The organism is Bacillus sp. FSL K6-3431 (assembly GCF_038002605.1).
Taxonomy (GTDB): Bacteria; Bacillota; Bacilli; order Bacillales; family Bacillaceae_C; genus Lederbergia.
Map to the genome: position 1 here is coordinate 482,087 of NZ_JBBOCT010000001.1, position 26,760 is coordinate 508,846.

The following is a 26,760-nucleotide window of genomic DNA, read 5'->3' on the forward strand; positions in this document are numbered from 1 at the left end:
ATGCTTGGACATTAGATCATTCTGCATTGAACGGTGTTGTTAATGTGATTTTTGATAAGACAGGAGATGTTGACGGGATGCAGTACGGATTTGAAAGTACTTATGAAAGTGAGTTTAAAGGAACTGGCGCCGATTTTGCGGATGGTAAATTGGAAATTGTATCAAAGAAACGTCTTTCTGATGCACCACGTACAGTTGAAGCATGGGTGAATGTGCCAGCTGATACGTCAAGCGATAAGCGTGTAGGGGTTATTTTAGGTAATTACTTTAATAATTACTACAGCGATATATCCCGATTTAACTTTGAAATTCATGCTAATGGTAATCCAAGAGTATACTGGAGAGCCAGCAAAAGTCATGAGGTTAACTATATTGCAAAAAATGTAAATATTAATGTGGGTGATTGGGTTCATGTCGCAATGGTATTAGATGATACAAACAAAATAGCGACTACTTATATCAACGGCGAAAAAATTAATGAGGAAGCCGTAGTGGTTCCTATTCCAACTGATCGCACCGTTCGTGAACTGAAAATAGGTTCTGATTACAGAAGAAATAATGCCCATGGCACGCCTGAAATGACATTCAATGGCCAAATTACCGATGTTCGCGTGTGGTCTACCGTCAGAACGGACAGTGAGATTAAAGCCAATTACAATGTTTCTTTAAAAGGAAATGAAACGGGGTTGATGGGAAATTGGGAGCTGGATAAGGAAGCTAATGATGTATATCGAGATAGATCCAAAAACAAGAACCATGGACTGGTCTACGATGAAGAAACAACAAATTGGCTTGCTCCTGAATTTGCAAAAGGAGATTATACGATTGCCGTGTTGCCAGACACACAGAATATGGTAGAGTATCATCCGGATGCATTTAAAAATTATATGACCTGGATAAAAGATCTTGCCAACCATATGAATATCAAACTAGCGATTCAAGTAGGTGATTTGGTTAATAATCCACGAAGTATTGCGCAATGGGAGACGGCTTCTGAAGGGATGTCCTATCTGGATGGCGTCATTCCGTATGTATTTTTACCAGGCAACCATGACGAAATATTAAATCGTACGCAGATGACTCGTGATCGAACGAACTATAATAAATATTTCCCATATAGTAAGTATTCTCAAGCATCCACCTTTGGAGGCTCTTATCCAGAAGGGAAAATGGATAATACGTGTCATTACTTCGACATCAATGGGGTGGAGTATATGGTTATTGCATTGGAGTTTGCACCAAATGATGATGTAATGGCTTGGGCAAATAAAACAGCGGCAGAAAATCCGGATAAAAAAATTATTGTAGCTACACATTCTTACATGTATCACACTGGAGATCAAATTTCTACAAAGCATATTGATTATCCAAGCGCATATATCAATGATGGTAATAATGGTGATGATATGTGGAATGAATTTGTAAGCAAGCACGAAAACATTGTTTTAGTACTGTCTGGACATATTGGTTATCCTGATCTAGTTGTGAGAGAAGACATTGGCATGCATGGTAATTCCGTTAAACAAGTACTAGTGGATGCTCAGTTTATGCAGTATGACCTAGGCATGGTGATGATATTGACATTCAAAAAAGGTAGTAACGAAGTAGATGTGAATTGGTATTCTGTTACGAAGGATAAGTTCTATCGTGCTAACAACCAGTCTTCGATGGAATTGAATGTAAATGAAGATAAAAATTCTAAATCAAGATTGCAAATTAGATAACATGCAGCTTTCAGGGCAGATCAAATGATGGACAAGGGCAACAACTTTATGGTTCCAGTTAAGGGTTACAATGCATCGAATCTGGTGGGACTTGAAGGTCTAATTTATTACAATAAGGACTTGCTAACACTTAAAAAGTTTGAATATGTTACCTTAGAAACAAATGAACATAAACGGCTACGCCAGAAAAAGTGAGCTTCCTAGGTGTGTCTAAAACAGCGGGAATGAACTGATGAGAAGACGGTTATAGCCAATATGGTTGTTCCTGCAAAATCAGATGGAAGGCGTTGAAGCGCCTTCCCTGTATGTATAGAAAGGACAATAGCTAGTAGGCTTCCCCTATCGCTGATGTTTCAAATCTTTGTTTTTGTAAAACCAGCACTAAACTAAAAGTGGAATACAAACTTTTTCAAATAGGGAAAACAGCACCTTCATTTGACCAAGGTGTTTAGTACTAAACCACAACGAATTTGAAACCAGATATTCCTTTCTCTATTGATTAGTGTTAATTGTAAAATTTCAGATGAAATCAAGTAAAACCCATTATCAGAAATTATCTATATGTCTATAAATGTACTTTTATCTATGTTGAGAGAGTTTTTAGAAGCAAAATAACGAAAAAAAATGAGAACATCGAAGGAATAAAAGGTCTCAAAACAAGCGAAAAAAGCAACTTTTTTTGTCAGAACAGTTGCAAAAATAAAAAGTATGTAAAAAAGGAAGATTTTCAACCTAAACTCCCATTCTCCTTTTTTCACTTGTATTTAAAGCTTATGTGAATTTTCATGCAATTTATTTACTCAACTTTCGCACATAGAAAAACTCAATGAGTCCTTGATATAACTAGGTAGGGATTGAAAACATTGTGTTAATTGACTCGTTAAGGCTTCCGAAAGAAACCTTGTCTTTCGACAGTATTTCAAATAGTTCAAGTAACTGTTGTAAGGCCGTGAACATATCTAAATCCTTCATGTTTTCACACATTAAAAAGAATAGGTGACCCAGTGTTTTAGGATCTTGTTCCTTTCTGCGCTTCCGAAAAGCCTTTAATAAATTTATGAGTTACGTGGTCCTGAACACGCGAAAGAAGTTCCCACACACTTACCACGGAGTAATCAATGATTAAAACAGACACTATTTTTGATGAAGTTAGTTTTGGAAATGTTGAATCACATCAAAAGAAAGCGATGTTAAAAATTTACGCTGATTAAAGGTGGGTACTTTTAAAAAGAGATTAAATCGCATCCTCGTAAGTGCTCTCCTATGTTTAATTTACAAATGCTAACTCCACCTGCTTTAGCAGGTCGGCGTTTAAGAATTTAGAAGCCTTTACCGCGAAAATTCGCGAGACAACACGATGCCTTCGTTATCGATATGAAACGGAGTCATTTGTACCATAGCTATTTAACAGTCAACTTTGTCATAGTAGATATCAACCCAATGTCATTCTATTGAAATTCACCTGACGATTGTGCAAAATCCCGACTAATTTGTAAATACACAGTGTGTGGTATTTGCTAAAGTATTAATCATAACCAAACACTAAAATTTATTTAAAGGGAGAGTGTATTCATTGTCGATATCTAACCATTTGTTGACGGATGAACAAATTGTTGAGTTCATTACGAAAGGATATCTTGTGCTTCAGAACGACCTACCGCAGCAGCTTCATCAAGATGTTATGGACAGAATTTATTACGTTATGCATGAGGAGGGGAACCCAGGAAATAATATTTTACCTCGGGTTCCAGATATCGAACAATTTTTTGAAACACCGATTGTAAAAGGTGCGTTAACAAGCGTGCTCGGACCGGATTACTACATGCACCCTCATCGGCATTGCCATTATAATCAGCCGGGTAATCAGGCTCCTGGTGGTGGACAATGGCACAAAGATGGATATTGGTCTTCCATGCGGAGTCACCGACCATGGTGGGCGATGATTTTTTATTATACGCAAGATATTACCGAAGATCTAGGGCCAACCGCTATTATGCCCGGCACCCAATATTACGAAAAGTTTCTCGGAGATAAAGGAGAGACACTCCTTCCGACTGGAAAAGCAGGTACGATGGTTTTGGTACATTTTGACCTTTGGCATAAAGCTTCACTTAATGTGTCCAATTTAGATCGTTACATGTTAAAGTTTCAATTTGCAAGACTCAAAGAACCGGAATACCCGAGTTGGAATCATAAAAATAAAGAGATGGTATTACCTGAAGATACACCCGCTATACATCAAAACCTTTGGAAAGATGTGTGGGATTGGCTTAGGCACGAACCAGCAAATAGCGTAGCGGCAAAGATGGTCGATGCTTATGATTTATCACAGCTTAAAGCCGATTTAAATGCAGAGGACGCTTCCGTGCGGGGACGGGCAGCTGATCAACTTGGTCTTATAGGGGAAGCAGCAGCTTCTTGCGTTTCGGAGCTTGGACGTTTGCTTAGCGATCCAGTGGAAGTTGTGGCTTTAAATGCTGCATATGCTCTAGGTCAAATGGGGTTAGCCGGTACTCGCACGTTGCTTGAGCAATTACAGCAAGGATCTAATCTGATCGCTAAACGTGCTGCATACGGCATACAAGGACCAGGTGGCATAGCTATTCCTGGCCTTATCGATACACTTCGTCATAAAGAAGAGAAAAGAAGAGCTCTAGCTGCTTTTGTTCTCGGTATGCTCGGCTCAACTGCAAGTGAAGCAGTTCCAGCTCTAATTATGTCTTTACAAGATCAAAGTCAATGGGTGCGCCGTAATAGTATTGAAGCGCTTGGGGTGATTGTGCACCCTGCTGATCAGATAGTACCTGCATTGGTGAAAGCTTTGAAAGAATCATTACTCGAGGAATCACCAGATTCTGCAAAATCGGGCGATTTATATGACCAAAATCAAAAATATATTATAAACAAAAATGGCTACACCGCAGCTCTCTCTTTGTTACGTGTAGGGAAGGAAGGCGACGCACATATCGTAGTAGATGCCCTAAAGAAGGCGTTGAATAGCAAGGATCGTTATTTACGCGCATACGCTGCTGAAGCTCTGTCCCATCTTCGTACAGAAGATGCAATTGACGCTTTGATCCGTTTTGGCCGTTCTTCCAGATGGTGCCCAGATACACATAAATCCAGCACATTCTAATCGTTGTTAACTAGCAAATCTTCTATTAAGTTCAAATTAAATATTGACATTATTGTGGTAACAGCACATTGAAACAGTTGGTAATTATTTGCATCGAGAAAATTGAGCGATATTTAAAATATATTCATCAAGATAGTAACACGACTTTTGGGGATTAGAATGGAGAGAGCATTTGGAAATCCTTAGCCATCTACAACTTGGAGATGGCGAAAGGGTTCTTAATGCAATGTAAAAACATCTGTATCAATCGTACTAAGAACACGTTTGTTTTTTTGAATTATTAGTATACTTTTGTAGGTATCTCATGATTCATGATATAAATTATTGTAATAGAACTCGGAAAAAGACAATCGAGTTGCTTTGCCTGTGGAAGGAGGAGCCTCCCTTGGCTACTAAATGCTAAAGATAATGAGGAGAATAGTTTATGAAAATCATAAATGTTGATAGTTTCGTATTACATGTTCCTATCACCCCGCCGATTACAGATGCCATAAATGTAGCCACACATTGGGGACTTGCAGGGGTAAGGATTTTTACAGATGAAGGTATAATTGGTTATGGTTATACAGGCACAACTGCGTTTGGCGATGAAATGATTGCAAAAACAATCGATCAATACTATCGAGAAGTTTTAATTGGAAAAGATCCTTTTATGGTTAAAGAAATTTGGGACGAGCTTCGATTTGGCAAAATGCATTGGATTGGTCGTGCCGGTGTTACGCATATGGCGTTAGCAGCAGTAGATATTGCGTTGTGGGATATTATGGCGAAAGTTGCCAAGCAACCTCTGTGGAAATATTTGGGGGGGCATAAGCCGGAAAAAATTAAAGCATACAATACGAACGGCGGATGGCTTAACTGGTCTAAAGATAGGTTACTAAAAGATGTAACCGAAATTGTGGAGCAAGGATTTAGCGGTGTGAAAATGAAAGTAGGTAAGCCTAACCCTAAAGAAGATTATGACAGGGTTAAAGCGGTAAGAGAAGCGATCGGTGATGATATCATTCTTATGATAGATGTTAACCAAATGTGGAATATCAACACAGCTATGACTTGGGGGAAAAAGCTAGAAGAGTTTGATTTATTTTGGCTAGAAGAACCTTTAAATCCAGATGATATCTTGAATCATAAAAAGCTGGCTAATGAGTTAAATGTTCCAATCGCATTAGGCGAACATGTGTACACAAAATACGCTTTTCGTGATTATATCCATCAAGGAGCTGTCGAATATGTTCAAGTCGATGTTACGCGTGTCGCAGGTATCACTGAATGGTTACAAGTCGCAGGACTTGCTGCTGCATATGATCTACCAGTATGCCCACATGTTGGTGATATGGGGCAAATTCATCAACATCTTGTGGCTTCAACACAAAATGCAACGATGCTTGAATATATTCCGTGGATCCGTCACATCTTTGTAGAACCGATTCAAGTACGCAATGGCTATTACGTCCTCCCTGAAATGCCAGGTGCATCGACGGATATATTACCCAAATACTTTAAGAAATATCGTGTGAAGTAAGGTAAATAAGTTTTAATAAATACAATTCCTAGTGGACTAGGAGAATTATATTTATAGCAAGCTGGTTATCTTGAAAGCGCCTAATTTAAAAATATGTTGTCCCATTGTGAGAAAACGAGGGAGTTAATCAGACAGGGGTGTGAAGCGAGAGAAATTACACTTTTGCAAGGAAGTGTGGGAAAAGACTACATCCACTTGTCGCTATCATGTCCACACAATAGAAATAATATAGCTAACTAATTTCATGAAGGTAAGAACGAATTATGTAGGATTGAGGACTGAGTTTAATCTCACATAGTATACATTAACTTAAGGTCTTTCAGAAGACTTCAGTCTTAGTTAGAGATTTTAGTCACCGGTATTTATGTTTAAATCCACCTGCTTTAGCAGGTGGTAGTTTAACACTAGACGTACAATAAATGAAAAAAATTGAAGGAAACGAAATCAGGAGGTTTGGTACTTGATTATGCTTCTGAGGAGTTCATGTGAATTGTTTTTGTCCTGCTAGAGTGAAGATATCTTTTTTCGAGGTGTGAGTAAATAGCTCAAGTTGCTTTATTCTTTGCCCTAATCAATCTAATTTTGTAACTGGAAGAGCCTCTATTGATTATTAAACATAACAAGGAAAATAGTGGATTCACCACACCATTGTTGAGTCAATTACGGTTCAGGATAGTTTTTACGTTCTTCCAAAGCTTCTAGGAGTCTCTCGGAAATGTTGACCTAAGTAAATAGATTTCGATAATGAATACACTTCCGCTTTGATTAATGATAAATATTTTAGCAAATACCATACCCTGATATTTTACAGGCTAGTCTGAATCCGATATAATCATTAGCTAAATTTAAAACTAAGGTTTGGAGGTGAACACCATGGATCTCGCCGAGTTTCATCCTTATGTTTATTATGCAACCCAATACCATTTTTCCAAAGGACAGACTAGTAACTTAAGAATCTGTTATACCAGTTCGCTTTATTTGATTAGTGAAGGAAAGGGAACTTTACATACATTAGAGCGGGCATATGAAACTGCTCCAGGATCCCTTGTATATATTCCGGCTGGGCAGCAACATGAATGGATTGCAGACGAAAAAAATCCAATGGTACACGTTTGTTGCTATTTTGATTGGTCATACATAAATCGCAAGACTGTATTCGAATGGCCAAGTTCCATTTGTTATGATTTTACGCAGCTCCGCCAATCCTTAATTGGTCCTGTGTTTCCTTATCCGATCCCAGAACATTCTAAAGTGGAGACACTTCGTTTATGGATTGAATTATTCGAAGTCTTTTATACATCTAATGAACATACGAATGAACGAACGTTTATAAGGAGCCTTAAAATTCAAAGTCATTTTCAACAATTTATCGAGTATTTTTTAAACCATGTTTTAAACGAAGAGAATATTCCAGACCCGCGGATAAACAAGCTTCTTGCACAGATGGAGCAAGATCTAATGCGTGGTAGCCCAGAATCGTTGGAAATCTACTATAAAGAGCTTCGGATTAGCAGGGGGTATTTTTTTGAACTGTTTAAAAAAGCAACTGGTTTTTCTCCTATGCAATATATTAACCACTTCCGGATTCGACGGGCGAAGGACGATTTGAGATTTACCAATTTGAGCATTACAGAAATTGCGGAAAAAAACCACTTTTCATCAGTTCATTATTTTTCAAGATTGTTTCGTAAATTAACCGGTCAAACGCCTCGAGAATTCAGAGAGACAGAACAATAAAGGAGCGATAAAAATTTGTACGTCCATTTAGTACCTCAGAACTTAAAATAAACAAGAATGGTAGACGGAAGCAAGGTTGAACCAGAAACAAATCAAGATTCTGGTCCATGTGGATATGAGTTTAACACAGTTTATCCACATTGAACGTTAACACATAGCTGGTTGTCTACATTCACAGTTTAGATAGCATTCAAATCTAGACAGTAAATGTCTCGGTGGGCGATGATTGGTTTAGGAAACGGGCATAGTGAATGGATGATGGAAGAAAAATTTGAAAAAATAGCTGAGGCAGGCTTCACCGGTATTATGGGTTCTCTACCTGAAGACCATGAAGCCGAAAAATGGAAGCGATTACTTGGTGAATACAAATTAATGATGAAATTAGAAAAAGTAATGGAAATCGTTCGGGTCAAGCAAGTAATTCGAGAGGTCGAAGAAAAATACACATCTACCAACAAAAATCATGTCCCAAAAAGATGTGATTCCATTTGTTCAAAGTCTTATCGGTGACGAGGACAGAGAAATTTTTTTAGTACTTTGCATGAATACGAAAAATCAAATAAATGCTATTCATAGATGCCATATTCGTAGTATCAATGCCAGCATTGTTTCACCTAGAGAAGTTTTTAAAGTTGCGATATTAAATAATTCAACAAATATTCTGGTCGCCATATAGGTATGAAAATTTTAGGGCGAAATAATAATTTGTTGTGCTTTTAACTTTATCTTATTTTCGCCAGTTTTTTTGTGGCGAAAATGACCGATAGTAAAGATAGAACTGACGTAATAGTTGTAAAAGATCTGTATGATACGGGTAATGAAATTGAATAATTTAAAAAGAGATCTCATGAGTTCTTTCAGTTTGTCCGCAGTAGTTGTTATGGGCAAGGAAATGTACCAAGGTTGACAATATATTTTCTACCACCATAGCTTCTGGTTTATTAAAAGTAAAAGCCATACGTAGTTTGAAATATAAATGTTATACTTGTTGTACTAATTTGATTGATTTTCATTAAGAAATGTCTTCAACAAAACCAGCCAATAGTTGTCAACATATTTCAATAAAAATATTAAAAAATACATGATATAATAAAATTAAGCATGCCAAATAACCTTCTAAATAACACATTTGGAAAGTTTTGGTTTACCTAGTTAAACTATGAAGTCAAGCTAAATCTTGGAAGGCAGTTTTGCATAAATCCAATGTAAAAGTTTATTTGCGCAGGCAATCACAGCTACCCTAAAAGGTTTTTCTTCTTCTCGTTTCTTATCATAGAACGCTCGTAATCTCTTGTTACGAGGAAGAATTTCATCTGTCGTTTTCTGTTTGCGACAGTCACGAATGGCACACTTAACAGCCATGTACAAAGCTTGCCGTAGTCTGCTTGAGCCTCTTTTGGTAATTCGGTTGCGGGTGCCTTTGAATGTGCCAGATTCAAAGACACTAGGGTCAAGACCGGCAAAGGCCACTAGTTTCTTGGGATCATTGAACCTTTCAATTTCCCCAATTTCGGAAATAATCGTTGCAGCGATTTTTTCACCGATACCGGGAATTGATCGGATAATCTTAGATTCTTCAATGTCCTGCACCAAGGCATCTATTTCATTTTCAATCATGGATAGATGCTTCTTGCGCTCAAATAGCATATTATCTAGGCTAAGGGCAAGGCTTGAATATAAAGTCTTGCGAAAAGGGTTTTGTTCAGCTGCGATCATTAGTTTTTCGGCTTGTTTGTTTGCCCATTCCAGTGAACGGCTGTTACAGAATTCCTTTATTTTGGCCGTTAAGGTTTCAATATCTGTGTTTAGCACATCTTCTGAAGTAGGAAATGCTTGCAATATTTTTAAAGATACATCTGAATATAGGCTCCCGAAAACTTTACTATATTCGGGAAATATTTGATCCAGAACAGCTTGAAATTGCAGTTTGGTTTGAACAAACATACCTGTAATATTATCGTGCTGTCGCGTAAGATGACGTAAGTTCATTAGTTGAATACCACGCTTTTTATAAGGCTCTAAATCCTCTTTGTAATACAGCTCGCAGAGGTGATGGGCATCAATGACATCTGTTTTTACCTTTCGCAAACTAGAACTTTTTGCTTTATAGGAGATGAGTGGATTTACGATAATAATTAAATAGCCTTTTTCCTCAAAATACTGATAAACCAATGCGTGATAATGACCTGTCGATTCCATTACAAGAGGTGGGCGTTCCCCCGAAATATCTTCAACCTCTTTAATAAAATCTAATAAACTAGCTAGTCCATCAAGATCATGTCTAACCTTAAAACTTTTCTTATAGGGTTTCTTTCGTTCCAAGTATGCTTGAACCTGACTTTCGCCTTTTGCCACATCCAGACCAATGACTGGATTCATTATAAATCCCCCCAAAAAATATATTTACCGGTACCCCTAATTCCTCTTGCAGTGTCATAGCTTCGCTTGTTATACGGGATCATTGTCCCAACCAGCCTCAAACGTGTTTCTACAAGTAGGGGCGAACTGTTTTGCGGACGGGATGTGTCCCACGGGCCATTACGTTCTACCCCGGCTACCGCTAGCATATATCGATATAAAAAATGATCAACCAGAAATATTTTCCGGCTGACCTTATAATACGATCGGGCCAGATTGTTGAATGAGGTTAGCACGATAACAAAAGTCAATAAAAAACGCCCCTTTCAAAGGGCGTTTTAAACTTGTTATAATTTTTCATTGCGTAAGCTCAATGTGATAATAAGAGCAATTGCTATGATGAATGTTACCGCTAAAAACACATCGGAATAGTGAGGAGCATCTAGCGAATAAAGTGGATTTAAAGCATTTCCAACTTCGTGGCGTGCAGACAATAAAGCCCCAATTATTGCTGCACCAGTCCCTGCACCAAGGTACAATGCACCTTGAAACAGACCCATTCCCACTCCAACTTGCTCGTTAGATAGTGCAGATACTGCAACATTAGTAGCTGGAGAATTAATGAACGCAAAAGCAACTCCAATACCTAAAACACCAATCGAAAAAAAGATAGGTGAGGATCCAGCAAATAATGACATGAATAATGAGGAAATCCCCATAACAATCAACCCTGTGATTAAGAGCCTTTTGGGCTTAATACGGTCAGACAACCTTCCTACTATTGGTGATAAAATAGCGACAGCCACACCTCCAGGAAGTAGTGTCATTCCAGCTTCTCCCGGGCTCAATCCATTGACTTCAACAACAAGCAACGGAACAAACACAAGGACAGAGAAGTAGGCAAACATCGAGAAAAAAACAATTAAAACGGAACTCACATATAAACGGTTCTTCAATAAAACTGGTGGAATGAATGGTTGCCTAGCAGTTACAATTCGAATAATTAATGCAAATAAAGCGGACAACGATATTAATAAGCTTATGATTGTTTGATAAGATCCAAAACCAGAAGTCTCGGCTAGAGTAATACCTAACAAGTATAAACCTACCATGAGTCCGAGTAAAATCCCCCCTAAAATATCAAAGGTTTTTGATTCGCCAATTTCTGTTGGTTCCATTTTCTGCATAGAAATTTGCGCGCCTATAGCGATTACTAATCCTAAACTGAATGTAATCCAAAATAGAGAAGGCCAGCCTAACCATTGACCTACAATGCCACCAAAGATCGGTCCTCCGGCAGTTCCAATACCAATACAACCAGCAATAATTCCTAAAACGCTACCGCGTTGTCCTGGTGGATACACTTTAGATATCACGACAACAGAGAGTATAGGGATAGCAGCCATTCCAGCACCCTGAATCATTCTTCCAAACACTAAAACAGATAGGTTAGGAGCAAGGGCACAAATTAAACTACCCATTGTTAAGATTAATATACCTATTGTAAATAGCTTCCTTACATCTAGGAAATCGGACATACGCCCATAAAATGGAATTGCTATCGCGAGTACAAGAGCGACACCACCGACAACCCAACTAACCTGAGCTTCAGATCCTCCTAGTTCTACTCCAATCATACCTAGAACAGGAGTGACCATATCAACGGTAATGGCAGCCATTAATACAGATAGTCCTAAAACAATTATCAAAAGTCTATTTGATCCTTGTTTTTGTGCTGAATAATTATTTATTTGATTACTCATCTTTTCTGCCTCCTAAAATTTAAATTATTATTTTAGGAGGCAAGATCTATTGCTTTTACCATCATAGTCACCCCTACATCGACAAAAAATAAAAAGGTACCGGTTATATAACCGGTACCTTTGACATATTAAAATCTATTTATTCGTCTTCACGAAAAACAGGCGTCAAAAAGCTCCGGTTGCGGTATTCTGTTTAAAAAAGGACATACGTATCCCGCTTTATTTAAATCCCCAGAAATTTTAATGTTTGTATCATGAATCAATACCGTTTCCATTGCTTTTCGCCTCCTTTTACTAATCATTATTTTTCCTCTTCTAATTTATCATAAATCAATGCCAAAAGGAAGTCTTGATTATTCAATATACCTTTCACTATTAAATACGGCGGTTAGCTTAAAACCTTGATTCATAGGGCAATTATGACTATGCCGTAATAGGGCGCTTTTCCTGAAGAGGAAAAGACGCCCTATCTGAATTTTTGTGATAACTCAAGGACTTATACTTTATTATACATTTCGATTGTCGAATAAAGGTTATGTAAACCGACCATACTGATTACAAATTAATTGATTCATAGTATGGGAGCGTGAAAAACATGTTGTTGTCGGAAGCAGGGGAAAAGTATCAGTTTGATAAAAGAATTAAAGGTTAACCTCCTCTAACATTAAAGATGTATGGCTTTCAATGTGATCTTTCGAAGCGTTATTTTGGTGATATCATAATGGGAGATATTACAACAGAAAATTTGAAACAATACTTGGGGAAAGCTGGAGAACATTTAAAACCATCTAGTTTGGGCCACCAATGGACCCATGAGGAAGGTTTTATTTCAAAAAAATCCGGCTGCAAAATTAAAAGAGCCTAAGTTAGGAAAGCGAATTCCAAAGTTTCTTTCCGAACTTGAAATTGAACTTCTTCGAGAAGGATGTTATACATCGAAGGAGAACGCTTTATTTGAGTTTTTTTATTCAACAGGTTGTCGAATCGGAGAAGTTGCGAAATTAAATCGAGATGATATTAGCTTCGCAGAAAACTCGGTAATTGTCCATGGGAAAGGTGATAAGGAAAGAGAAGTTTATTTTAATATACGCTGTGTGATTTGGTTAGAAAGGTATTTATAGCTGGAGTATCTTGTTAATAACTAGGCGAATCGAAAGCCATTGTTTCATTATTATAAACAAGGTTCTACAGCAATAATATCGCAATGGACTCTACCTCAGTAACCCTGAACGACAAATCAGAACAAAGTTCTGCTTTCGTTAATACAATCACAGGCTTAGCTCCACTTTCCCATGCCAGAATTGACTTTGTTTAATACGAGTGTAATTATTTTCTTCCTGTTGTTTGGTGCGAATTTTGCATAACGCCCATCAATGCTCCTTATCACTGGAGGCATCACAAACATTAATTGAGCGTACAAAACAATTATTTCAAGGATGGAGAGAATTGATACCTTGAAACCAAGAGAAGGAAAAGGGTATTTCATTCAAACAAGTTACTGAAAATGGATTTAAAAAGTTGCTTATTGTAATAAAAGTCAAGGTAGCACAGCTTCTTGAACTTAGGGGTGCAACCTAAAATAGGCACTGGAAAGACAAAATCTACGTGTTATTGATGGTGCGTCTTATTTATCCAATTGGCGTCACAAATCCAAAATATAAAACTCGTTTCCAAAGTGCATCAGTATCATGAACGATTAAATTGGAAGATAGAAAATAAAATGGAAATCACACCCAATTCGGCGCTTTTTCATGATAAAATTAAATAAAAATATAACTAGCATTAAAAATTGAAAAAGGGGGTTAGGGTAAATGATGATTTTTGGACCACTACTCATCGCTATTGTTCTAGGTGTTATAATTCTGTTGTTGACATCATTGTTCAAAAAGAAAAACTTCTCTAAACCCATACGAATGATACCGGCAATTCTAAGTATTATCGCTGCTATAATACTTGTCTATATTGCCTTCGTTAATATTAGGGGATTTGAAGGCGTTGCTTATGGTATTCTTGCATTCTTTTTAATTTGCATTGCGATTATCTCGTTTGCTATCTCGAATAACGTGACGGGGACACCACAAGATTAGCTTATACACCTTAATTAATTCTCCTGAAAGCCCGGAGTAATACAATGGTAGATTATTAATAACAGAAATTTTCAAAGAGGCGAGGATTAAATGGAGAAATTGTTTGATTTTACAAAGAACTTATTTATTGATGTATTTGCCTCCATACGTGGGTTTGTTTATGGGTTTCTCGTTATTAGTATAGCAATTGGTGTCATTGGAATAATTATTTATATGTTTTTAACAATCAAAAATTCATTTTAATATATGTTACTTTTAGATGCATGAGGAAGAGGGTGTAACCGACTTAATTAAGTCTTAGATTGTTTCTAGCAAAATACACAGAGATAAAGGACTTTTAACAAGAAACATAATACTTTAAAAAGCTGGTGATAATCATAGAAATTTTATTCCTTGTTTTATTGATACTTGGATTAGGGATTACAAATTTTATTGTTTTTAAATTTTCCAATACGAAGTTCAAAGGAATATTTGCAGGGGTCATCGTTCTATTTTTAACACCTATCATCTTTCTTACAATGTTTTTAAGTGTTGGGCCTTTGATCCTGGTGGATTTGCAACAGGGCTGATTTCTGTTTTATACACCACATTATTTATCATAAATGGAGTTATCATTATTTTTATAGGAGTTTTTACTAAAAGTATAGAAACTTAACATTGAGTAGCAAGTAGATAAAATCCTTCTGAAATGGCTATGAAGCTTTGATATATTCATTTCAGAAGGATATTATTCTAATTTTGTTTTATCTAACATGTAGAAAAATAACAGAGCAATTTTAAATATGCAGTTTTATCTATGTTCTCAATATTTTCTATGATATTGCTTTGGCGATTTTTTTTATGTTCACTTTGGGTACGATTACTATATGTACATTGGTCCATGTAAAGAATGTCCAAACTCCATCTAAATGGTTGAATCATCAGGGATATAGGTAGAGGAAGTTATTTCTCCCTACTCACAGTAATTTTCTAGGTCACATTATGTAGTATTACAGACTTGATAATATAGTTGAAACGGGTGGGTTTATTTGAATATTTCTTTAATTGCTGCATTAGACAAAAATAGAGTAATTGGTAAAGATAATGATCTTCCTTGGAAATTACCCAAAGATTGGCAGTTTGTAAATAGAATCACTATGGGGCATCCAATAATCTTAGGTAGAAAAAACATGGAATCCATTGGTAGAGCATTACCAGGGAGAAGAAATATTGTGTTAACGAGAAATATAAAATTTAGCAAGCCAGGCTGTGAAGTGGCACACTCAATGGAAGATATATTTGAATTATGTAAAACAGAGAAGAAAATATTTATATTTGGAGGGGAACAAATTTATCAAATGTTCTTACCTTTTGTTGAGACAATGTATTTAACAAAAATTCGGTATGAATTTGAAGGCGATACATTTTTCCCAGATATTAATTATGATGAATGGAATGAGGTTTCACGAGTAAAAGGAATCACGGATGAAAAAAATCCGTATATTTACTATTTCCATGTTTATGAAAAGAAAATCTGAATAGAGCTACGCTAATGTATGATATAAGAAAGTACAAAGAAATAGGTAGGGAAATAAACTTGTTAAGTGTAAGGCTTTTCCGGCAATGATTGATATTCTCGAGATCGTATTTGGCCAATGTAAATTAATAAAGTAAATTTTGGTTGTTAGATTCAATAAAACTGCTGTTGGGTGCTATGAGTAAATGGCTATATTGGAAAGAAGGATAGGGTGAAAGCATATTTTATCGAGGAAAATAATAACAGCATCAATTTCTGGTACCTTATTTGCTATTCTTCTAAGTCTATTTTTAAATAATCCATTTGGGGAAGAAGATCTTGGTTCAATCCAAAAATATTTACTTTCTGCCACCACAATTATTCCATTATATATGATGTATAGCTTTCCAGTAATATTAGTTTACGGCGTTACAACATCTATTATTAGTGATAAAGTCGGTGAATTTATATCCATCAAGTCTAATGTGAAAGTGGCGGAAGTTGTTGTTTCAGGAGCTCTACATGTCGTTTTCGGACTTATATTATTTTGGGTTAGTCTTGGTGCGTCCATATTATTTTTTATTACAGATAGGGTGTTAAAAAGAGGGAATAAAAACTACACATGGTTAGATTCTATTAAAAGTTTCTTCATACCTGTGTTGGCATGGCTCGTTTTTATGGGTATTATATGGGGCAATGATTATTTGACCTATAATTAACGGAAGATTTCTCACAAAAAGACCGTCAGGGACATGGATGGTAATAATGGTTGCACAGCATATTAAAGTAAAATTCAATGACTATCAGGAGAGATTAAATGGATAATAAAATGATTGAAGAACTTTCTTTGAATAATTGGCAACCTCTATCTACATTATTTTATGATGGGTGGATACTTCGATTTGCAAATGGTTATACGAAGCGTGCCAATTCGATTAGTCCCATCTATTATTCTACTTATGACTTGAGTCAAAAGTTGGAAGAATGTGAGAAAGCATACGCCAATAAAAACTTGCGTACTACATTTAAAATCACACCTTTTATTCAACCGGCGAATCTAGATGATATTTTACAAGAGAATGATTATTCTTTCATTGATTATACAAGTGTCCAAACGATAAAGCTAGATAGCATCACAGAACCAACATTGCATTCTGTAAAATTAGATGTAAATCATAATGCTGAGTGGCTAGATCAATTTTGTAGACTGAATCAAATTGAAGAAAAAAATAAAGATACGATGGTGCAAATGTTTTCCAATATAGCCACCCCAAAGTGCTTTATCACTCTATATGATAAAAATAATCCGGTAGCTTGTGGCCTTGGTGTTATTGAAAGAGAGTATATAGGACTTTACGATATTGTTACTGATGTTAAATTTAGAAATCGGGGATTCGGTGAGCAGTTGATATTGAACTTACTAAGATGGGGAAAAGAAAAAGGAGCTAAATATAGTTACCTCGCAGTTCTTTTGAACAATGAACCTGCGTTAAGACTTTATGCTAATATTGGTTATTCGGAAATTTATAAGTATTGGTACAGGGTTAGAGATGATATTTGACCAAATTTTCACTAATATCTGATGAAAGGCTAGGTTAAAATGAATCCTTTACTACTTGATTTCCCAGAAGTATTCGAGACAAAACGATTAATCATTCGGATGCCTAAACCAGGTGATGGCAAGGCAGTGTATAATGCTATCATTGCTTCTAAACCGGAACTAATGCAATGGATGCCTTTTGCACAGAACGAACAATCGGAGACGGATGTGGAAGTAAATATTAGAGAAGCACATATAAGCTTTTTGAAGAGAGAGGATTTGAGGCTACTTGTTTTTTTAAAAGAAACAGGTGAATTTATTGCATCTTCTGAATTACATAGAATAAACTGGTCGATTCCAAAGTTTGAAATTGGTTACTGGATTGATACCCGGTACAGGGGAAAAGGATATATGACAGAAGCTGTGCAAGGTATTGTAGATTTTGCTTTTAAAGAACTAAAGGCACGAAGGTTAGAAATACGTTGTGACTCAAAAAACTTGAAAAGCAGAGCAATTCCAGAAAAAACAGGATTTATTTTGGAAGGAATCTTAAAATACGATGACTTATCAGCCAATGCTACTAAATTAAGAGATACCTGTATATATGCAAGATTTAAAAATTAGTATTTGAAAACTAAATTTTTAAAAGTGAAGTTTTAGAATGAAGACAATACCATTTATTCAAAGAAATGCACCAAAATATTTCTTCCTAGGATCACAAGACATTAGCAATTACAATGAAGATATTCAGTAGGATCACTTTTTTACTATTTTAATTATGGTGAGAAGATATAGTTTAAAACGAAAACTAAAGGAGAGCTGAAAATGTTTTTAGTAAATGTTGAAGCAGCTGTTTTCAATAAGGATACTTGGCTGATTATTAAGCGAAGTATAAAAGAAGAACATGCTGGAGGACTTCTTTGTCTAGTTGGAGGTACAGTTGAAAAGGAGGGAAACACCAAAGGTATTTTGGAAAGAACGCTAAAAAGAGAACTGTTTGAAGAAGTAGGGGTAAAGGTAAAAGATTCTATGAAATTTGTTAGAAATACATCTTTTATACTGGACGATGGTAATGAGGTTATTGATATTGTTTTCCTCTGTGAATTTGATCATGGCAAACCTTTTGCTAAGAGTCCTGATGAAGTGGATGCTGTGTATTGGATGACTGCTGACGAAATATATAATCATCCAAATTCCCCTATCTGGTTAAAAGAAAGTACACAAGAAGCTGAGGAACTGCGTAAAAAAGAAAAAACGGATGAAGTTCAATAGGCATACTTGCTTCTATGAATTTACCTAAGACAGTATTAGTAAAATTAAGATTAACGATTTGTTAAATATAATAGGTGTAGAATTAGTTGATAGCGTATACCTGCGTAAAATTACTCAAGTCAGACAATATGTATTGTTACAGTACTTTACAACGTATTAGAATATTCTAAATGAATGCGAATAGGAGATCATGATGCAGATTAGAAAATTACATTTTAATGAGGAACCCCCAATGGATTTACTGTTATTAGCTGATCCTTCTGAAAAACTTGTAAGGGAATACATATGCAGAGGAGATTGTTTTGTAATTGAGAACAATAAACAAACAATTGGTGTGTACGTTTTACTTCCTACTAGACCAGAAACAGTGGAATTAGTAAATATTGCAGTTACAGAGAGTCAACAAGGTAAAGGGATAGGTAAACAGTTGGTGATGGATGCGATTCAACAAGCTAAGATTAAAGGATACAAAACAATTGAAATTGGCACTGGAAATTCGGGTATGGGACAATTATCTCTATATCAAAAATGTGGGTTTAGAATGATTGGTATTGATAGAGATTTTTTCATTAGGCACTACACAGAAGAAATTTTCGAGAACGGGATACAATGTCGAGATATGGTACGATTGTCTCAAGATTTATGAAGGTATAGATGAGCTTATTAAGTTATTTGCCGCATTACTACTATTCAAGGCCAGAATAGAAAAAATATATTGCAGGGGTGCAAGTATGAACATTAGACTATTAAATCCACTGGATGCAGAAGCTTATCTTGGCATTAGATTAAATAGCCTACAACAGAGTCCAGAAGCTTTTGCTATAAGTTATAGAAAAAAATCAATCGATTGAAAAATATAAGAAAAGATTTCAATCGATTGACTCATATACTTTCGGTGCATTCGAAGGCTTGCACCTTGTTGGAGTTATAACCCTAGTTAAAGAAAAACTATTAAAATTAAGGCATAGAGCAAATATTGTCGCGATGTATGTTTCTCCTGAGAATCGTGGTTTAGGGATTGGAAAGTCTTTGATGCTAAGAGCTATTAAAAAGGCTAACGATTTGGAAGGTATAGAGCAGATCAATTTAACGGTTGTTTCAATAAATAAGTCAGCAAGAAGTTTGTATTCTTCATTAGGCTTTGAAGTATTTGGTATTGAGAAAAGTGCATTAAAGTTCAGAAATACATATTTTGATGAGGCACATATGGTTTTGTAACTCTAAAGACATACATATTACTGATGACTTCATCTATCGTGAACCATTTAATCGAAATCAGGAGGATATTATGCTACACATTGTAAATAAAAAGATAAATCACGAGAAACGAGTCGTGGTAATTTCAGATATTCATGGGGACCTAAAACTTCTTGAAAAGTTATTAAGCCGTATAGAATACAATGAACAAGATGTTCTTGTTATTAATGGAGATCTGTGTGAAAAAGGTCCAAATAGCCTAGGTGTTGTGCGTTATATCATGAATCTATCAACAAAATCACATCAGGTATATGTAACGCAAGGTAACTGTGATATTTTAATAAATCATATATTCAACGAAAATGATAGTATTTTAGGCTATATGAAAAAACAGAAACATTCAATTTTAAATGAAATGCTAGAAGAGCAAGACAGGTGTCTAAATGACTTTTCGTCTTTTAAGGAATTAAGTACTTTTTATCGTAATCATTTTGCCAATGAAATTGATTGGCTACTAAGTCTTCCCACAGCCATTGAGACAGAAAATTATATTATTATCCATGCTGGAATTGAAAATATTGAAAACTGGAAAGAAACGAATATAAACTTTGCATTATCTACGCCAGGTTTTTATGAGAAAGGGCACCAAGCAAATAAGCTAGTTATCGTTGGCCATTGGCCAGTAACCAATTATACAGCAACTTCCATTAGCCACCACAATCCAATTATTGATATGAATAAACGAATTATTTGTTTAGATGGGGGAAATCGGGTAAAGTCTGACGGACAAATTAACGCATTAATTATAGAAGAAGATTTTTACAGGCATACATACACGGATCATTTAAAGGAAATAAGAGAAATAAAACAAAACTATAGTGCTCCAGAAGGTTTCGTCGGGACAGTCACTTATCCAAATTATCATTTGAAAAAGCTAGTTCAAGAGGAATACTTTACGTTATGTGAAAATGTAAACCTAGGAATTCATCAGTGGATAAAAAATGAGTATATACGAGAGCAAAAGGATGGTATATATTGCAAAGATGATTTAAGTACAACTTTGCTTTCAGTAAAAGTTGGCGATAGCGTTGCTATTATCGATAATAGCTGCAAAGCATTTGTTCTTGTAAAAAAGAACGGACAAGTAGGGTGGATTCCGAAAACTTGCATTTAACGTCTCGAAATATTAGTTTTTTTCTGAACAGAGAATGAATGTAAAGAGGTTATCAGCATTAAAATTGCATCCAATAAATGTTAAGTCTATGTTCTTTTATGTAGTATTCGGAATAAAAAGAAAGTATTCTTTTTTCAATTCATTTAAACGTTTTCTTATGTTATTTCCCATTACAGATTCAAGGATAGGCTTACCATTAACTAAAGCACTTTTTAGATAAATCTTCCGTATTTCTAGCTTTAAAACAATTTGATCATTTTCTGCTTCTACTATTTTTATATTTTGAGGACGGTATAGAATCAGTCGGACTAGTGCTTGGGCCTTTTCTGAAAAAGAATGAAGAAGCATTGATATTACCTCTTGATCGGTTAACAACGCCAAACTGGAAGTGGAATCTTTATATCATTAAAGTGTGAACTTATTGCTTCAGATAAAATTTTATCAACCGCCATTAAATGGGGTGATAAGAATTGTTCATGGTCCATTACGATTAAATTCAAAAGGTACATGGCTGTTTTTTCATCTGTTTCAATTCCTTGATCACTGCAAATTAAATTTCCTAGCACTTCCCTTGGAAAACGACTTGCAAGACCAGACATATATGTATCTCGAAAAAAACTATCTAGATGGTCTAGGCCAAGTACATTTCCATGTCCTGTTAAAGGTGAAGCACTGTTTAAAAAGCAAATAATATCTTTAGTATGAAATCCATGTTTAGTTAAAATACCACTAATTTCGGAACTCTTTATGTACTCTTCAGTAAGAAGATGATGATTAAATCCTAATGACTTTTCGACTGCATGTGATAACGGTAAGTGACCTATATCATTTAAATTGCAGATACTCTTAACAAATAGTTTTGCGGGAAGAAATAACTAGCTTCAAAACACCCAAAGTGTGCTCAAAGCGTGAATGTACTACAGGAGATACAAGTGATGCAGCGCCAAAATGAGCCAAATATTTTAACCTTCGTAGATAACTGCTCTGAAATAATTCGAGTTCTACATCTGTCATTTTTATATTGGGATATAAGGGTTCATTTAGATGAAATTCATACATATTTAACCATCCTTTATTATTCCTATTATTTGATCATATATAGGAAGTTGTATCAGCAATATATACTTACGGCTCAAAATAAACTCCCATATATATTAATGTTGATGAGCTTTCTACAAAGTTTAATTATAGCGCGTTAAATTTCTTATTATAAGATGATTAATGTTTTCTCCACTTTTTCTAAAATGTATAAAATAAAGGTGGAGGAAACGATTTATACAGGATGATTAGTATTAGCGTTTCTATTGTTAGTATATTGATTTATATTCAGAGCTTTAGGAATAATCGAGCGGGAAAATGATATTACCTTTTCCATTTTACTTGTTGTAACAGGTTTTGTCGTTTAATATATTTGCATTGTTTCGAATCGTTTTGAGGATAGTTGGGATTTGTTTAGTTTGGATGGGATTATTAACTGGTGTTCTCAGTTTTTTGTTTAAAATAAAATTAATTAAACATTACTATTGTTAATGAATTTTAAAGAAAATCATTTCTTTTCTTGCTGTTTTGTCATGATTATCCCAAAGTTTAACTTAATTTTTAAAGTGGGTTTTCCATCCTCAAATCTCTGAAACGGGCTCGAATATGTATGTCATTAACAATGATTTTCGATATGGATGGTACACTTTTTCAAACGAATAAGATATTAGAGATATCTCTTGACGAAACTTTTAATTATTTAAGGGCTAAAAGTTTATGGGAAGAACAGACACCCATTGAGGAATACCGTAAAATTATGGGAGTCCCATTACAGGTAGTCTGGGAAACTTTACTACCAAAACATACAAATAAGATCCGAGCAATTGTAAATATGTTTTTTCATGAGAAATTAATTGAAAATATTAATGTTAGTAATGGTGGATTATATCCGAATGCGAAGGAAATACTTACTTATCTAAAAAGGAATAATTATTCAATTTTTATAGCGAGCAATGGTTTAACAGAATATTTAAATGCGATTGTAAAATATTATAATCTAGATAAATGGGTTACTGAGACATTTGGCATCCAACAAATACAATCACAAAATAAAGCTGATTTGGTTCACACTATCGTGAAAAAATATAATATAGAAAAAGGTGCTGTAATCGGTGATAGGCTATCTGATATTAATGCTGCAAAATCTAATGGGTTGATAGCCATTGGATGCAATTTTGATTTCGCTCAAGAAGATGAACTGTCTCAAGCTGATGAGGTTATTGAAGATTTAATACAATTGAAAAATATTCTAGCATTATTTTAAATTGCCTTTCATAATAATTGGAAATGGTCTTTTCTTGACTTAATTAAGCCAAAAAAAGACTAGTAAAGTACGTTTAAATGATAGAGGAAAAGGAGGAAATCAATTGAAAACAAAAAATAATGGATTTGCATTCCTTGAATTTATTACGATAAAGGAAATAGAGTTACAGAATTATCCCCCATTAGCTGGCTCTTATGCTGTTATAAAATGTGAAGGGAAATATCTTCTTTGTTATAATATTTTCCGAAAACAATGGGAATTACCTGCTGGCCGAAGAGAAGCTGATGAAAGTCCAAAAGAATGTGCGATAAGAGAGCTTTCGGAAGAAACCGGACAAATAGTCACCGATTTAGTATTTAAAGGTTTATTAAATGTAAAAAATACAATGAATGGAAACGTTAAATATAATCCAGTATACTTCTCCAGCATTGATCAATTACAACCATTTGTAGAGAATGAGGAAACATCAGAAATAAAGTTATGGAACTTTGATGAAGAACTAGGTTGTATTGATGAAATAGATGTAAGGATTTTAGATTATGTTTAAATGTAATTTTGACATGTTTATTAAAGTAGACATTAAAATGACTTTTTGTGATTAATAGGGTATCAAGGAAGAATGGAAGCTGTAATGATGATAGCTTTTATTGTTTTGAATTAAAGAGAGAATAGTATGATCAAATGTTAGTCGGATTAATCAGAATTAATCCGCCACTACTTAATCGACATGACACGCCTAAAGAATATGCTAAAAAACTAATGGAAATTCCCCTGCAGGAATCGATAACAAAATTCCTGGATTAGATTCTTAAATTGCGTTAAGAGGGGCGATCAACATTTCTAATTTATCGACCTTGGGCAATGTCAGTTCCTTACGTACAATGCTCAGTATCAAAAGAAATTAATAAAGGAGCATTTTATGACCATTGATTGTGTATTTTGTCATCCAAAATTGGAACCAAGACAAAAGATTCTATTTAGTAATGAATATTGTATGTTTTTACAATTAGAAAAAGCTCAAATCAAAGGTAATCAATTGGAAGGGGCAGGACTAATAGTCCCGAAAAAACATAGAGAAACCGTATTTGAATTAACACATGATGAATGGAATGCAACATACACACTTCTTCAAGATGTGAGGGGATATTTAGACAAAATGTATCATCCTCAGGGATATAATCTTGGGTGGAATTGTGGTGAAATCGGCGGGCAACATATCTTCCATGCTCATTTTCATGTTTTGCCAAGGTATGTAGATGAACCACTTGCGGGTAAAGGTATACGATATATGTTTAAGGGCCCGGAAAATAAAAGAATGAGATAATAACTTTTATACTAATATTTACATAGGGTGATAAACGTGGATCATATAATTCATAGGTTTTGGACTGTGGTGATGATACAAGATGGGGATAAAGTGTTGCTATTGAATAGACAACATGATCATTTTAAAGGTTTTATCCCACCAGGTGGAAAAGTGGAATTCCCGGAAGGTTTTGTGGAAGAGGCGATTCGAGAAGTAAGGGAAGAAACAGGTCTTGAGGTTAGTAATCTAATTTTTAAGGGCATTTCCGAATATGTTAATCCTAAAGCAAAAGTATCATATATGATGTTCAATTATTTAACCAAGGATTTTCAAGGTAAGCTGTTAGAAAATCCCCCAGAAGGAAAGCTGTATTGGGTGAAAATTGATGAAGTAAGCGATTTGCCGATGCAGGAAGATATTAGATTGCGATTTCATTTGTTTTTTGAACCAGGTACATTCGAAATTGAGACTGTTTGAGATGAAGACAAATGAAACTAGTGAAATTATTATAAGAAATACATAAAAGACGAGGGGGGAAAGATTGGAGAAAACAAAAATATATCACCGTGCTTTTGGTGTTTATGGTATTTGTTTAGAAGATGAAAAACTCTTGGTGATAAATAAAAAGGGTGGGCCTTATACAAATCGTTATGATCTTCCAGGGGGAAGTTTAGAAGACGCAGAAAGTTTATCCATTGCTATGAAAAGAGAATTTTCCGAAGAGACAGGTCTAAAAATTGAAATTCACAAAAACATCGGTGTAATCGATTTTATGCTCCCTTGGGAATGGAAAGGGTTTACTGATGTTCACCATATTGCTGTGTTCTATTTAGTTAAGCACAAAAGTGGTTCTTTAACAGAACCTCTGCAATTTGAGGGGCAAGACTCACTTGGAGCTGTATGGGTTTCAATAGAAGATATTTCAGTAGAAAATGCTTCTCCATTGGTTCTAAAAGCATTTGAATGGGTGAAAAATAATAACTTAGGTTTAGATGTGGAGAGCTATAAGCAGTGGGAAGTAAAAAAGGAACGGAAAAGTAAGTGAGAGGATGAAATTATCAGTATCGTATTCCTTCTCGCCTATCCAGACGAACGAAAGGGATATGAGATAGTAGATTGTATTTTCCCTCCGTATTTTTAACGAGGAATTAGGCTTATGATCTTCAATAATAATGCCCTATAGCTGAGGACCTTTATACAAATAAATCTCAGGAGGAATGGTTATAGATAATAATACTCCAGATTGATATAAGTTCTGTCTTGATAATACAACAGTTACCATGAATTCGGTAGGTTATGATAAATCATTAGCAAATATGAAAGCACTGATAGAGGGAAAAGAACTACCATTCGTTTAAATAATAACACACAGGACAATTAAATCCTTGTACCACTAAAAAGTGTTAGTTCAATAACTTCAACAAAAAAGAACGTCAATCCTTCTTGGATCAACGCTCTCGATAATTGAAGATCGTTTCGCAATGTATGATTAATTTTTAACATCTTACATATTTGCGTTTGAAACCAAGCTTTCCTTTATCGACTTCTTTTTGAATGCTTTCGTAAGCGTTTAAGAAACTGCTTTTTTTCTTGTCCCGTTTGACTTCTACTATATACTGCCTTTGCGGTCTCGACTGCCTTTTCATGGAGTGGCAAATATTAAATCCCTACGGTGTATAGAAAATTATTCATAGCGGATTTCGTTCGTTCCGGTGAATCGTGAATCGTATTTTTCACAATATCAAGCATATTGGAAATCTTGCTTTCGGAAAATTCAACGTCTAGTCGATTTCCTAAAAGCCAGCAGTAGCAACTCCAGCCCGCTGACATTCTCAGTTCTTCATCGTTTGCTATCCATTTATCAGCAACTTCTTGTGCAATATCTGACTCTGATAAAGTTACGGCCACTACATAATCTGACAGCATATAAAAATACGACGCATCCATCCAACGATCATAATCCGACTCAGTCATTGCTTTTGGGTCTGCAATAATACCTGCAAAGTACATTGCATCATAGTTCCCTGTGGCATAAAGTTCTTCAGCTAAACGCTGATTTATTTTTATTTCCTTTCCGATTGGTTTCATAGCACCTGTAGCCACACCAAAAAGCGGCTCGTGCCTACAGTACCATTATCCTATAACAA

Annotated in this window: 26 protein-coding genes and 3 pseudogenes; 22 read left to right on the forward strand and 7 right to left on the reverse strand. The window is 35.3% G+C overall.

Going from position 1 to position 26,760, the window contains the following annotated elements; translation table 11 throughout:
- Positions 1-44: 44 nt before the first annotated feature.
- The 6 genes from MHB53_RS02350 to MHB53_RS02375 all read left to right on the forward strand — a co-directional run bounded on the left by MHB53_RS02350 (position 45) and on the right by MHB53_RS02375 (position 8,795).
- A complete protein-coding gene (locus MHB53_RS02350) occupies positions 45-1,724 on the forward strand; it encodes a LamG-like jellyroll fold domain-containing protein (RefSeq protein WP_340915536.1) in 1,680 nt (559 codons plus the stop codon).
- Positions 1,725-3,288: 1,564 nt separating this feature from the next.
- A complete protein-coding gene (locus tag MHB53_RS02355) occupies positions 3,289-4,860 on the forward strand; it encodes a HEAT repeat domain-containing protein (RefSeq protein WP_340915538.1) in 1,572 nt (523 codons plus the stop codon).
- Between the two features lie 424 nt (positions 4,861-5,284).
- Complete coding sequence (locus tag MHB53_RS02360) at positions 5,285-6,382, forward strand: mandelate racemase/muconate lactonizing enzyme family protein (protein ID WP_340915540.1); 1,098 nt, start codon at positions 5,285-5,287, stop codon at positions 6,380-6,382.
- Positions 6,383-7,255: 873 nt separating this feature from the next.
- Entirely contained in the window at positions 7,256-8,119 is an 864-nt protein-coding gene (locus MHB53_RS02365) for an AraC family transcriptional regulator (protein WP_340915541.1), read from the forward strand.
- Between the two features lie 222 nt (positions 8,120-8,341).
- Positions 8,342-8,629, forward strand: coding sequence for a hypothetical protein (locus tag MHB53_RS02370; RefSeq protein WP_340915543.1), 288 nt, complete (start codon positions 8,342-8,344; stop codon positions 8,627-8,629).
- Positions 8,583-8,795 (forward strand): JAB domain-containing protein, encoded by a 213-nt coding sequence (locus MHB53_RS02375; RefSeq protein ID WP_340915544.1) that lies wholly within the window; start codon positions 8,583-8,585, stop codon positions 8,793-8,795. The genes MHB53_RS02370 and MHB53_RS02375 overlap by 47 nt, the downstream gene beginning before the upstream one ends.
- Positions 8,796-9,289: 494 nt before the next feature.
- Here the strand turns inward: MHB53_RS02375 and MHB53_RS02380 are convergent, their stop codons facing one another.
- The 3 genes from MHB53_RS02380 to MHB53_RS02390 form a co-directional block, all read right to left on the reverse strand.
- The gene (locus MHB53_RS02380; RefSeq protein ID WP_340915545.1) at positions 9,290-10,498 is read right to left on the reverse strand and encodes an IS110 family transposase; all 1,209 of its coding nucleotides are present in this window, start codon (positions 10,496-10,498) and stop codon (positions 9,290-9,292) included.
- Positions 10,499-10,824: 326 nt separating this feature from the next.
- Positions 10,825-12,240: an MFS transporter gene (locus tag MHB53_RS02385; RefSeq protein WP_340915546.1), complete on the reverse strand. Its 1,416-nt coding sequence runs from the start codon at positions 12,238-12,240 to the stop codon at positions 10,825-10,827.
- A 149-nt stretch (positions 12,241-12,389) separates the two neighbouring features.
- Positions 12,390-12,515: a hypothetical protein gene (locus MHB53_RS02390; protein ID WP_340915547.1), complete on the reverse strand. Its 126-nt coding sequence runs from the start codon at positions 12,513-12,515 to the stop codon at positions 12,390-12,392.
- Between the two features lie 446 nt (positions 12,516-12,961).
- On the opposite strand from MHB53_RS02390, the pseudogene MHB53_RS02395 reads away from it, so the two are divergent.
- A pseudogene (locus MHB53_RS02395) lies at positions 12,962-13,358 on the forward strand (tyrosine-type recombinase/integrase); the annotation flags it as partial.
- 79 nt (positions 13,359-13,437) lie between these two features.
- On the opposite strand, the pseudogene MHB53_RS26185 reads toward MHB53_RS02395, so the two are convergent.
- Positions 13,438-13,542: pseudogene (locus MHB53_RS26185) on the reverse strand (ribosome small subunit-dependent GTPase A); the annotation flags it as partial.
- Between the two features lie 512 nt (positions 13,543-14,054).
- Here MHB53_RS26185 and MHB53_RS02400 point away from each other — a divergent pair.
- The 10 genes from MHB53_RS02400 (at position 14,055) to MHB53_RS02445 (ending at position 21,005) form a co-directional block, all read left to right on the forward strand.
- Complete coding sequence (locus MHB53_RS02400; protein WP_340915548.1) at positions 14,055-14,327, forward strand: YesK family protein; 273 nt, start codon at positions 14,055-14,057, stop codon at positions 14,325-14,327.
- A gap of 90 nt (positions 14,328-14,417) precedes the next feature.
- Positions 14,418-14,570 (forward strand): hypothetical protein, encoded by a 153-nt coding sequence (locus MHB53_RS02405; protein ID WP_340915549.1) that lies wholly within the window; start codon positions 14,418-14,420, stop codon positions 14,568-14,570.
- A gap of 785 nt (positions 14,571-15,355) precedes the next feature.
- Positions 15,356-15,844 carry a dihydrofolate reductase gene (locus MHB53_RS02410; protein WP_340915550.1) on the forward strand — a complete coding sequence of 163 codons (489 nt, stop codon included), beginning with the start codon at positions 15,356-15,358 and terminating at the stop codon, positions 15,842-15,844.
- A gap of 370 nt (positions 15,845-16,214) precedes the next feature.
- Entirely contained in the window at positions 16,215-16,541 is a 327-nt protein-coding gene (locus tag MHB53_RS02415) for a hypothetical protein (RefSeq protein ID WP_340915551.1), read from the forward strand.
- A 98-nt stretch (positions 16,542-16,639) separates the two neighbouring features.
- Entirely contained in the window at positions 16,640-17,383 is a 744-nt protein-coding gene (locus tag MHB53_RS02420) for a GNAT family N-acetyltransferase (protein WP_340915552.1), read from the forward strand.
- A gap of 39 nt (positions 17,384-17,422) precedes the next feature.
- On the forward strand, positions 17,423-17,986 hold the full coding sequence (locus tag MHB53_RS02425; protein WP_340915553.1) for a GNAT family N-acetyltransferase: 564 nt from the start codon (positions 17,423-17,425) through the stop codon (positions 17,984-17,986).
- Between the two features lie 201 nt (positions 17,987-18,187).
- Positions 18,188-18,634, forward strand: coding sequence for an NUDIX hydrolase (locus tag MHB53_RS02430; RefSeq protein ID WP_340915554.1), 447 nt, complete (start codon positions 18,188-18,190; stop codon positions 18,632-18,634).
- A gap of 193 nt (positions 18,635-18,827) precedes the next feature.
- Positions 18,828-19,280: a GNAT family N-acetyltransferase gene (locus MHB53_RS02435; protein WP_340915555.1), complete on the forward strand. Its 453-nt coding sequence runs from the start codon at positions 18,828-18,830 to the stop codon at positions 19,278-19,280.
- A gap of 230 nt (positions 19,281-19,510) precedes the next feature.
- The gene (locus tag MHB53_RS02440; protein ID WP_340924419.1) at positions 19,511-19,852 is read left to right on the forward strand and encodes a GNAT family N-acetyltransferase; all 342 of its coding nucleotides are present in this window, start codon (positions 19,511-19,513) and stop codon (positions 19,850-19,852) included.
- A 70-nt stretch (positions 19,853-19,922) separates the two neighbouring features.
- Positions 19,923-21,005 (forward strand): metallophosphoesterase, encoded by a 1,083-nt coding sequence (locus MHB53_RS02445; protein ID WP_340915556.1) that lies wholly within the window; start codon positions 19,923-19,925, stop codon positions 21,003-21,005.
- Positions 21,006-21,101: 96 nt separating this feature from the next.
- Here the strand turns inward: MHB53_RS02445 and MHB53_RS02450 are convergent, their stop codons facing one another.
- A complete protein-coding gene (locus MHB53_RS02450) occupies positions 21,102-21,353 on the reverse strand; it encodes a hypothetical protein (protein ID WP_340915557.1) in 252 nt (83 codons plus the stop codon).
- Between the two features lie 20 nt (positions 21,354-21,373).
- A complete protein-coding gene (locus MHB53_RS02455) occupies positions 21,374-21,604 on the reverse strand; it encodes a hypothetical protein (protein ID WP_340915558.1) in 231 nt (76 codons plus the stop codon).
- A 1,049-nt stretch (positions 21,605-22,653) separates the two neighbouring features.
- Between MHB53_RS02455 and MHB53_RS02460 the strand changes: the two genes are divergently transcribed.
- From MHB53_RS02460 to MHB53_RS02480, 5 genes are all read left to right on the forward strand, one after another.
- Positions 22,654-23,307, forward strand: coding sequence for an HAD hydrolase-like protein (locus MHB53_RS02460; RefSeq protein ID WP_340915559.1), 654 nt, complete (start codon positions 22,654-22,656; stop codon positions 23,305-23,307).
- A gap of 103 nt (positions 23,308-23,410) precedes the next feature.
- Positions 23,411-23,854 (forward strand): NUDIX hydrolase, encoded by a 444-nt coding sequence (locus MHB53_RS02465; protein ID WP_340915560.1) that lies wholly within the window; start codon positions 23,411-23,413, stop codon positions 23,852-23,854.
- 372 nt (positions 23,855-24,226) lie between these two features.
- A complete protein-coding gene (locus MHB53_RS02470; protein WP_340915561.1) occupies positions 24,227-24,631 on the forward strand; it encodes an HIT family protein in 405 nt (134 codons plus the stop codon).
- Between the two features lie 36 nt (positions 24,632-24,667).
- Positions 24,668-25,090 (forward strand): 8-oxo-dGTP diphosphatase, encoded by a 423-nt coding sequence (locus tag MHB53_RS02475; protein WP_445661389.1) that lies wholly within the window; start codon positions 24,668-24,670, stop codon positions 25,088-25,090.
- Between the two features lie 64 nt (positions 25,091-25,154).
- Positions 25,155-25,658, forward strand: coding sequence for an NUDIX hydrolase (locus tag MHB53_RS02480; protein ID WP_340915563.1), 504 nt, complete (start codon positions 25,155-25,157; stop codon positions 25,656-25,658).
- Positions 25,659-26,109: 451 nt separating this feature from the next.
- On the opposite strand, the pseudogene MHB53_RS02485 reads toward MHB53_RS02480, so the two are convergent.
- Positions 26,110-26,731, reverse strand: a pseudogene (locus MHB53_RS02485) (DNA alkylation repair protein); the annotation flags it as partial.
- Positions 26,732-26,760: the final 29 nt, after the last annotated feature.